A 3,461-nucleotide genomic window follows, 5' to 3' on the forward strand; every position below is an offset into this window, starting at 1 on the left:
GGCAACACGGCAACACGGCAACACGGCAACACGGCAACACGGCAACACGGCAACACGGCAACACGGCAACACGGCAACACGGCAACACGGCAACACGGCCCGGTTGACACCGGGCCGCGCCATTCAATCCACCTTCACTTTCTCCCATCCGCCGACCTGCGGGGCTGCACAGGCGCGCAAGCACTCGATCGTCGCGGCCACGGCCGCGCGATTCGCGTTGTCGGGGTGCCAGTACATCGACACCGCGCCCTGGCCTTCGAGCTGCATCGGCAGGATCCGGATCGCGTTCAATTGCGCGAAGCGCTGCGCAGCACGATACGACGCGACACCGAGCAGGTCGGTGTTGTTCAGCAGCGTGAGGTTGAGGATCGACGAATTCGATTCGACGCAATGCGGTGGCCGCACGCGGCCGGCGGCCGACAGCGCGGCCTCCAGCGCGTTGTGCACGGGCGTGCCCGACGGCCACACGATCCACGAGTAGGCGAGCACGTCGTCCCAGCCGACCGACGCCGCGCCTGCGAGCGCATGGTCGGGCCGTGCGACGAACACGACCGGATCGACATACAGCGCTTCGGCGTGGAGCAGCGGATCGACGGATGTCGACCCCGAACGGCCCACGACGATATCCAGTTCGCTGCGCGCGAGCTGCGGCATCAGCTGGTTCATCGTGCTTTCGGTCATTCGAACCTGCGCGCGCGGCATCCGTTTCAGCAGTTGCGACACCGCGAGCGGCACCGTGTCGGCCGCCGCCACGCCCGACGTGCCGATCGTCACAAGACCGCTGCCGCCTTCCCGCAACGCGGCCATGTCGTCGCGCGCGACGTCGAGCTGCGCTTCGACGCGGCGCGCGTGCTCGATCAGCGCTTCGCCGTACGGCGTCGGCCGCAGGCCGCGCGCATGGCGCTCGAACAGCGGCAGCCCGACATCCTCCTCCAGTTCCTTCAGCCATTTCGATAGCGCTGGCTGCGTGGTCGCGAGGGCGACCGCCGACTGGCTCAGATTGCCGGTGCCGGCAAGGCTCAACAGTACCTGCAGATGCCGCAGTCGCAGCCGGTGGGTCCAGTCCATCGCATGCCTCGTCGCGAGTAGGTATATCCAGAATTATATGGATCAGATGATTTGACCATTTTACCGGGTATGTCTGGGTCGAATATAAATCAGCTAACGGACTGCCGTATGGTCCTCGCCCCGACATAGCGCCGACGCCGATCGGCCGACTCCAAGGAGACATCATGACGACCCACCCGGACGCGTCGCGCGCCGCCTACTACGCACGGATCGCCGAGCAACGCCTGGCGCCGCTGTGGGAATCGCTGCACAACCTCGTGCCGAAATCCCCGCAGCCGGCCGCGCAGGCCGCGATCTGGAAGTACGCGCAGGTGCGCGACCTCGTGATGCAGGCCGGCAGCGTGATCAGCGCGGAAGAAGCCGTGCGCCGCGTGCTGGTGCTGGAGAACCCGGGGTTGCCGGGCAAGTCGAGCATGACGCCGACCCTGTATGCGGGCCTGCAACTGATCCTGCCGGGCGAGATCGCGCCGAGCCACCGGCATACGCAGTCGGCGCTGCGCTTCATCGTCGAAGGGTGCGGCGCGTGGACGGCCGTGAACGGCGAGCGCACGACGATGCATCCGGGCGACTTCATCATCACGCCGTCGTGGGCGTGGCACGACCACGGCAACCCGTCCGAGGACGAGGGTGGCGAACCGGTCGTGTGGCTCGACGGGCTCGACATTCCGCTGCTCGCGAACCTCGACGCAGGCTTCGCAGAGAACTACCCGGAAGCCGTGCAGCCCGTGAATCGCCCGGAAGGCGACAGCCTTGCGCGCTTCGGTCACAACATGGTGCCGGTGCGGCATCGCGTGAGCGATCCGACGTCGCCGGTGTTCAGCTATCCGTATGCCCGCACTCGCGAAGCGCTCGACGCGCTGTACCGGAACGGCGAGCTCGACGCGTGGGACGGCGTGAAGCTGCGCTACGTGAACCCCGCGACGGGCGGCTGGCCGATGCCGACGATCGCCACCTTCATGCAGTTCCTGCCTGCCGGTTTCGACGGCCGCACGTACCGCAGCACCGACGCGACGATCTACTGCGTCGTCGAAGGCAGCGGCACCGCGCACATCGGCGGCAACGCATTCGATTTCGAGCCGCACGACATTTTCGTCGCGCCGTCGTGGGCGCCCGTGCGGCTGTCTGCGTCATCCGACAGCGTGCTGTTCAGCTATTCCGATCGGCCCGTGCTGTCCGCGCTGAACCTGCTGCGCGAAGCGCGCGACTGACGCCGGCCGCTTTCAACGATTCGTTTCCCGTTTCCCGTGCGTTGCCGCCGCGGCGCACCCCCCTTCATTCGTCATTACGCTGGAGCCATTCATGACTTTCGTTTTCCCGCCTGAAGCGCCCGTGGCGCTCCCCGTCGCCGGTAGCGACGCGCAGTTCGCGGTACGCCGCGTCTATTGCGTCGGCCGCAACTACGCGGCTCATGCACGCGAAATGGGCTTCGATCCCGATCGCGAGCCGCCGTTCTTCTTCTGCAAGCCGGCCGATTCGATCGTGCCGGTCGCCTACGGCGAAACGCTTGATCTCGCGTATCCGTCGCAGACGCAGAACTATCACTACGAAGCCGAACTCGTCGCGGTGATCGGCAAGGGCGGCTCGGACATCCCGCTCGAGCGCGCGCTCGAACACGTGTGGGGCTATGCGGTCGGCCTCGACATGACGCGCCGCGACCTGCAGATGAAGATGCGCGAGATGGGCCGGCCATGGGAAATCGGCAAGGCATTCGACCGCTCGGCGCCGATCGGGCCTGTGCATCCGGCGAGCGAAGTCGGTCATTTCGAGCAGGGCGGCCTGTGGCTGACCGTCAACGAAGCGACGAAGCAGAGGAGCGACGTGTCGCACCTGATCTGGTCGGTCGCGGAAACGGTGGCCGACCTGTCGAAGTTCTTCCGCCTCGAACCGGGTGACGTGATCTTCACGGGCACGCCCGAAGGCGTCGGCGCGGTGGTCGCGGGCGACGTGATGAAGGTCGGCGTCGAACGGCTCGGCGAACTGACCGTGCGCGTGGTCTGACGCATCTTCCTCGAAAGGCGACATCGTGCAACTGCATAGCTTCTTCAACAGTTCGACGTCCTACCGGGTGCGCATCGCGCTCGCGCTGAAAGGACTGCCGTACGACACGCTGCCGGTGAACATCCGCACCGGCGAGCATCGCGAGGCGGCCTACGTCGCGAACGTGAACCCGTCGGCCGCGGTGCCGGCGCTGGTCGACGGCGATTTCCGTCTCGGGCAGTCGCTTGCGATCCTCGATTACCTCGACCAGATCCAGCCGACGCCTAGACTGATTCCGCTCGAACTGCGCCAACGCGCGCGCGTGCTGGAACTCGCGACGCTGATCGCGTGCGACATCCATCCGGTCAACAACCTGCGCGTGCTGCGTTATCTCGACAGCGAACTGAAGGTCACGC

Annotated in this window: 4 protein-coding genes; 3 read left to right on the forward strand and 1 reads right to left on the reverse strand. The window is 66.3% G+C overall.

Annotated features, from left to right (window positions below; all coding sequences use genetic code 11):
- Positions 1-123 precede the first annotated feature (123 nt).
- A complete protein-coding gene (locus tag G3N93_RS36770; RefSeq protein WP_206135220.1) occupies positions 124-1,068 on the reverse strand; it encodes a LysR family transcriptional regulator in 945 nt (314 codons plus the stop codon).
- A 164-nt stretch (positions 1,069-1,232) separates the two neighbouring features.
- Here G3N93_RS36770 and gtdA point away from each other — a divergent pair, with 164 nt between their 5' ends.
- The 3 genes from gtdA to G3N93_RS36785 all read left to right on the forward strand — a co-directional run.
- Positions 1,233-2,276, forward strand: a complete 1,044-nt coding sequence (gtdA, locus tag G3N93_RS36775; protein ID WP_206135221.1) for a gentisate 1,2-dioxygenase — start codon at positions 1,233-1,235, stop codon at positions 2,274-2,276.
- 91 nt (positions 2,277-2,367) lie between these two features.
- On the forward strand, positions 2,368-3,066 hold the full coding sequence (locus G3N93_RS36780) for a fumarylacetoacetate hydrolase family protein (RefSeq protein WP_206135222.1): 699 nt from the start codon (positions 2,368-2,370) through the stop codon (positions 3,064-3,066).
- Positions 3,067-3,091: 25 nt separating this feature from the next.
- Positions 3,092-3,461 (forward strand): glutathione S-transferase N-terminal domain-containing protein (locus tag G3N93_RS36785; protein WP_206134812.1); only part of this gene is annotated, 370 nt, incomplete at its 3' end.

This window comes from Burkholderia sp. Se-20378 (genome assembly GCF_017104665.1).
GTDB classification, from domain to species: Bacteria; Pseudomonadota; Gammaproteobacteria; order Burkholderiales; family Burkholderiaceae; genus Burkholderia; species Burkholderia lata.